Below are 5,681 nucleotides of genomic sequence, written 5' to 3'. Positions count from 1 at the left end.
GCCAGACCCTCCGAAGATGCCCGGCACGCTAGCTCGCCTGCCCAGAACGGCTCTGAACAGCCTTAACGTCCGAATCCAAGGTTAAAAGACAAGCTCAGTGCCTGGTCGCGGTTCGGTGAAGACGGTTTGGCCGCGCCGTGAGGCTTGCAGGGTGAGCCGGACTCGTTCGGCGATGGCGGGATGAAGCCACTCGTCCAGGGCGGCCTGGTCGCACCATTGAAAGCCGATGATCTCGTGACCGTTCGTCCTTACATCGCCTGCTTGTTGAGGGGTGAGCTTGGCCGCGTAGTACATCAGGAGGCGGTCGCCGGCGTGCGGCGCCCACGCGATGAGCGAGGGTGCGGGAGGTAGCCGCGGCGAGATGGCCAGCTCCTCCCGCACCTCGCGGGCGACCCCGGCGGATGGCAGTTCGCCCTCATGGACGAATCCGCCGGGCAGGTGCCACCGCTTCTTGTAGGTCGGGTTGACCAGCAGGACGAGCCCGCGAGGGTCGGTCAGTACGGCATGAGCTGCCGTCTGCGGAGCCGCGATGTTCGTGGACACCTGGGTTCAGTGCAGGCGGGTGCCGGCGATGATGCTTCGGGCGTTCTTGCGGGTCAGGTTCGCGGCGACGAAGGCGCCCAGCTCGTAGGCGTGTTCGGGGGTGTCCCACTCGTGGGCGTAGGCGAATGTCGCGCCGTCTCGGCTGAACACCATGCCGATGAGGCTGAGCTGGCCGTCGTCGGTGGTGTGGCAGTGTCCCGCGATTGGGCTGTTGCAGTGGCCTTGGAGGGCGTGCAGCATCGTCCGCTCGGCGAGGATGTGGGTGCGGGTCTGGGCATCGTCGATGACCTGGAGGAGTTCGACTATCCCTTCGTCGGCCTTGCGGCATTGGACGCCGACGACTCCGGCGCCGATGGCGGGGCACATCTCGTCCAGGCTGAGAAGCTGCGAGATGCGGTGCTCCATGCCGACCTTGGCCAGGCCGCCGCCCGCCAGGACCAGGGCGTCCACCTCTCGCTCTTCATCGAGGCGGGTCAGGCGGGGGACGACGTTCCCGCGGAACCGCTGCACGTTCAAGTCGGGCCGCCTGCGCAACAGTTGCGCCTTACGTCGGACGGCGGACGTTCCGATGCGCGCGCCCGGCGGGAGGTCGCTGATGGTGGCGTACTTCGAGCCGTCCGGGAAGACCACGGCGTCGCGCACGTCGTCGCGCTGGAGGTAGGCGGCGAAGACGAACTCTTTGGGCAGGGGGACGTCGCCGGGGACGTCCTTCATGCAGTGCACGGCGGCGTCGATCTGGCCCATCATCAAGGCCTTGTCGATCTCCTTCATGAACAGGCCCTTGCCGCCCAGCTCCGACAGGTCGCCCTTGTATCGGTCCGCCGATGTCTCGATGGGGACGTATTCGATTTCCAGGCCGGGAACCACGGCCGCGAGGGTGTCGATGACGCGCCGGGCGTAGGCGCGGGCGAGGTGGCTGGTGCGTCCACCGAGCCGCAGCGCTCGCTCGGGCAGCGCCTTCTCGAAGTACGCGGCGGCGGGAGCGAGAGGGCTGCCCGAGCCCATGGGAACGATGGTCATGTCAGTGTCTTCCGGGATGTCGGGACAGTGGACGGAGCCTCACCGAGCGTAGCGGCGAGGGTCAGAGCGGCATGGCTGACCACCCGCGATGCTCCGGCGCGTAGGAGCATGGCGTACTCCTCGGCCAGCAGCTCGGGCGCAAGGGTGGTGCATTCTCCGGAGACGGAGAACGGCAGGAGCGGCACGCCGGCCCGGGCGTGCAGCGCGCAGAGAATGTCGGTGGAGAACAGGGCAGGCTCGATCAGCAGTGAGTCGGCCCCCTCGGACAACATCATGAGCCCCCGCTCGACCGCCGTGGCGGTACGGCCCGAGGCCGGGAGTTGGAACGGCCGGTTCTGAGGGTGGATGCCCATAGCGGCCCGGTAGCCGCCGTAAAGGCGTGAGTTCACTATGAGGTGCGGCATGACGCCGACCCGGTGAAATCCGGCAGAGTCCAGGGCGCTCCGGCACGCCGCGATCGAGCCGGGGATCATCGCGGCAGGGCCGATCACGTCGGCCCCGGCCTCGGCCTGGGTCACGGCCTGGTGCGCCAGGGCGGCAATGGTCGCTGTTTGGTCGGGCCGTCCGTTGCGCGCGGTGAGATGGCAATCGCCGGTGGACAGGTAGCCGCACAGGCAGGTCTCGGTCATCACTTGCACCCCCAGGCGCATCGACTTGATGGCGCGGATCGCACGCGTCATCACCGAGCTACCCGCCGCGGCTCGCGTCGCCGAGGCGTTGCGCCGGTCGGAGACGAAGACCTTCAACGCGGTGATGCCCGCCTGGTGGGCGCGTGCCGTCACGCCGGGCAGTTGCTCCAGGGTGTAGGTAGGGACCGGACCGGGTGGACGGCCGACGTTCCTGCCGTCTTCCCGGACGAGCACGACCATGACAAGACGATCCGCCGAGAGCTGAGGATGTGACTCCTTGACCACGCACGACCTCGCTTTAACAAAGGAGTTGCTGAAGGACCAGACAGGAACTGAGGAGGGCAGAGGCGCTCGCCTGGCATCTGGATGGGTCCTGGAACCGCCGGTTATCGACGGTTCCAGGACCCGCACCCCGGAGCGCCCCCCTCCCCGGCGCTGCGGGGCGTGATCTCTACGGCGGTCCGGAGCGATGGGGGATCGGGTCCGTGCCCAGGGTGCGCATTTGGGCGGGCAACAACTCGTGCCGACCGGAGTCGGTCTGTCCGGGCTCCACACGCGGGTGCGTTCCGTGCCCTCCCGCCTCGGTTGCCTGCTGCACGAGGGTGATGTGCTCGTCCACGATCTCTTCCAGTTCCAGACGGACTTGTCGTTGGCACTCGTCGATCGTCCGGCGGAACATCCCGTGCATGGTCATCGCCTCGTCCCACACCTTCGCGACGACGCCGAGCGCCGCTCCGATCGCCTCGTCGGCGGGACGACGCTTCATGCTCGCCAGCTCCGGCGTGGCGCGTTCCTCCACATAGACCGTCATCAGCCCGACGCGCAGGTAGGGGATGCCGTGCTCGAACAGCCGGTCGGCGAACAGGGTGGAGATCAGCGCGCCCATGGCCTCCGGCCTGGCCGTGTACCCCATCGGCCCGCTCGCCGCCATCAGGGCCCTCCCACTGTGCGCAGCGCCGCCTTCACCTGGACCGCGGCCTCGGTCGGGTTGTCGGCCTCACACAGCCAGACGCCGCCGCCCCAGCTGAACCACCACCGGTCAGCGTCACTCGCGCGGCGCCGACATTCGATCGCGACACCGCGCGAGGTCTCGTCCTTGGTGACGCGTAGCCGCTGCTCGCTGACCATCTCGGGCGAGAGCTTCTGCCCGCGCAGCAGGTTCGCCAGCGTGGCCAGGAACGCCGCACTTTCTGAACTACCTGGGGCGGAGGCGTTTGTCTGCTGGGTGTCGGTGTTAGCGGGGCTGTCCGGCAGGCCATCGTCACTCTCGCCCTCGGGGCAGGACATCAGGTAACGGCGCAGAGCGCGCAGGCTCGGCGGGCCGTCCGTGCCCAACTTCGCGACGATCTCCAGTTCCGGCTTGAGGTACCGCCGCGGCGACCGTTCGGAGTCCTGGGCTGCCGAGATGACGCCCTCTGCCTCCCAGCGCACGAGCACACCGGACCTAAGTCCGGTGATGCCGAATGCCTCGCGCACGGCGATCCACGGGCCGTCGGTGATGGTCATGCCGTTGATCTCGGCGACCTTGCCGACGTGCTTGCGGGGGTAGTCCGATACCACCAAGGTCATGCCGCTGCTGCCTCTTCCATCTTGGTTCTGATCAGGTGGGCGGCCATTCTCGTGTCGCTCGCTGGCCGGATGGACTCGCCCGTGCGGGTGTCGTAGAACCACCACGCGCCGTCGCGGCAGTAGCGGCACCCGACCGTGACGGCTTGTCCGGGTACCCCCAGGGGAATCACGTTGAGGACCACATATCCCTGCACGTCGGCGAAAACCGTCACGACGCCCTCCATGTGGGCGAACGCTTGCGAGAGCTGTGCCAGGAAGGCGACTCGCTCGCGCTGGGGGATCAGGGTGGTGGGGCCGCTCGCCTGACTCGGCTCCGGACGCTGGGGGACGTAGCGCGCTCCGGAAGTCCGCACATGTGCGCCCACGGTTCACACTCCAGGGGTGTGGCCGTCGCCGTCCGCGCCTCGGCATCCATCGATGATCTTCATGTTGGGCCTCTTCCGTGCATGGGGGCTGTTGTTCTCTGCGGGGGCGAAGCGCGGAACGGGCGCCCTGACCGGCTCGCCGAGATCACGGATTGTCGCGAACTACCTCCGTGCTGACTCCGAGTAGAGCACCATGAAAACCAGCACTGCAAGGTTTCAGAGTGAATCTCCGCACCGAATTTCCGCAGGTCGGAGGCTCATTGCGAATCGTGCGGGGGGATGCTTTCATTTCGAGTGAAAGACCGCCCCGGATGGAGGTGAAGCGGATGACGGATGCCGCGACGGGGTCGACCGTCCCCCGGAGGCAACTCGGCCGGTACCTGCGCGAACTTCGGACAAACGCGCGCCTAACCGTGCAAGCCGCCGCAAAGGCGCTCGAATGGTCCGAGGCGAAGATGTGGCGGATCGAGACAGGGCAAACGTCCCTGCGATCTCACGACGTCGAGACCATGTGCCGTGTCTACGGGGCACCCGACGGTCTCAAGGTGGCCCTGATGGGCCTCGCGAAGGAGACCAAGGGAAAGGGATGGTGGCACGCATACGGCGACGTCATTCCGGACGGGTTCGACCTTTTCATCGGTCTAGAGGGGGCAGCGGTCAGCCGTGAAGAGTACTCGCCCGAACTGATTCCAGGCCTGTTCCAGACCCCCGACTATGCCCGTGCGGTCATCAGGAACAACACCAGCCTTCAGGATGAAGAGATCGACCGACGGGTGCAGTTGCGAATGCAACGCCAGACGCTGGTGACCCGCCCGACTGCGCCGCCCATGCTCAATGTTGCCCTGAACGAGGCAGTCGTGCGCAGGGTCATCGGCGGAGCCGCGGTCATGGCGGCCCAGTTGGATCGGCTCGCAGAGCTGAACCAACGCAGCAACGTCGGCATCCGTGTTCTGCCCTTCTCGGTGGGCGCGCATCAGGGGCTCGAGACCGGGCCCTTCATCCTTATGCGGTTTCCAACTACCGGAGACGGGCGCAACCACGAGCCACCCACTGTGTATGTGCAAGGCTTCACCGGAGCCCTGTACCTGGACAAACCCCACGAGATCGACCGCTACGCCGAAGCGTTCGCGGTCATCTGGGACGACGCCTTGTCACAGGAGGACAGCTCAACGCTGTTCCGGCAGTTAGCAAGGGAGATGAACGGACCATGAGTGCTGACTTCGCTGCGGCCAAGTGGCGCAAGAGCAGCCGCAGCAACTCCCAACAGGAGTGCGTGGAAGTCGCACGGATGCCGGCCGCCATCGGCATCCGCGACAGCAAGAACCTCGAGGGAGGCCACCTCACGCTCGACCGTCCCACGTTCACCGGTCTCATCAACCAGGTGAAAGTTGGCGACCTGGATCTGTAACCGGACCACGGCCGGCTCTCGGCGCGAGCGGGTCACCGTCGGCGGCGCCATGTGTTCTGCAAGGGCTCGGCTCCGTCCGTCTGTGGTGTGGTTAAGGAAGCGATGAGACGCACATGGGCCCCGGGTAGGCGGAACGCCGCCCGGGGC

8 protein-coding genes are annotated in these 5,681 nt (G+C 66.9%); 2 read left to right on the top strand and 6 right to left on the bottom strand.

Features of this window, described 5'->3' with window-relative positions:
* Positions 1-81 precede the first annotated feature (81 nt).
* The 6 genes from ABZ806_RS39005 to ABZ806_RS38980 form a co-directional block, all read right to left on the bottom strand.
* Positions 82-543 (bottom strand): NUDIX domain-containing protein, encoded by a 462-nt coding sequence (locus ABZ806_RS39005; protein WP_500223515.1) that lies wholly within the window; start codon positions 541-543, stop codon positions 82-84.
* 6 nt (positions 544-549) lie between these two features.
* Positions 550-1,563 carry a hydroxymethylbilane synthase gene (gene hemC / locus ABZ806_RS39000; RefSeq protein ID WP_500223514.1) on the bottom strand — a complete coding sequence of 338 codons (1,014 nt, stop codon included), beginning with the start codon at positions 1,561-1,563 and terminating at the stop codon, positions 550-552.
* Positions 1,560-2,477, bottom strand: coding sequence for a porphobilinogen synthase (locus ABZ806_RS38995; protein ID WP_500223513.1), 918 nt, complete (start codon positions 2,475-2,477; stop codon positions 1,560-1,562). The genes hemC and ABZ806_RS38995 overlap by 4 nt, the downstream gene beginning before the upstream one ends.
* Before the next feature lie 166 nt (positions 2,478-2,643).
* A complete protein-coding gene (locus tag ABZ806_RS38990) occupies positions 2,644-3,078 on the bottom strand; it encodes a hypothetical protein (protein ID WP_500223512.1) in 435 nt (144 codons plus the stop codon).
* A 44-nt stretch (positions 3,079-3,122) separates the two neighbouring features.
* Positions 3,123-3,761 carry a hypothetical protein gene (locus tag ABZ806_RS38985; protein ID WP_500223511.1) on the bottom strand — a complete coding sequence of 213 codons (639 nt, stop codon included), beginning with the start codon at positions 3,759-3,761 and terminating at the stop codon, positions 3,123-3,125.
* Positions 3,758-4,126 (bottom strand): hypothetical protein, encoded by a 369-nt coding sequence (locus ABZ806_RS38980; RefSeq protein WP_500223510.1) that lies wholly within the window; start codon positions 4,124-4,126, stop codon positions 3,758-3,760. Before ABZ806_RS38980 ends, ABZ806_RS38985 begins: the two co-directional genes overlap by 4 nt.
* Before the next feature lie 326 nt (positions 4,127-4,452).
* On the opposite strand from ABZ806_RS38980, the gene ABZ806_RS38975 reads away from it, so the two are divergent.
* Positions 4,453-5,337 (top strand): helix-turn-helix domain-containing protein, encoded by an 885-nt coding sequence (locus tag ABZ806_RS38975; RefSeq protein WP_500223509.1) that lies wholly within the window; start codon positions 4,453-4,455, stop codon positions 5,335-5,337.
* Positions 5,334-5,534, top strand: a complete 201-nt coding sequence (locus ABZ806_RS38970) for a DUF397 domain-containing protein (RefSeq protein ID WP_500223507.1) — start codon at positions 5,334-5,336, stop codon at positions 5,532-5,534. Before ABZ806_RS38975 ends, ABZ806_RS38970 begins: the two co-directional genes overlap by 4 nt.
* Positions 5,535-5,681: the final 147 nt, after the last annotated feature.

This window comes from Spirillospora sp. NPDC047418, assembly GCF_040643275.1.
GTDB lineage: Bacteria > Actinomycetota > Actinomycetes > Streptosporangiales > Streptosporangiaceae > Spirillospora.
Note: the sequence above shows the minus strand (reverse complement) of the source record. Positions and strands in the feature narration are given on the sequence as shown.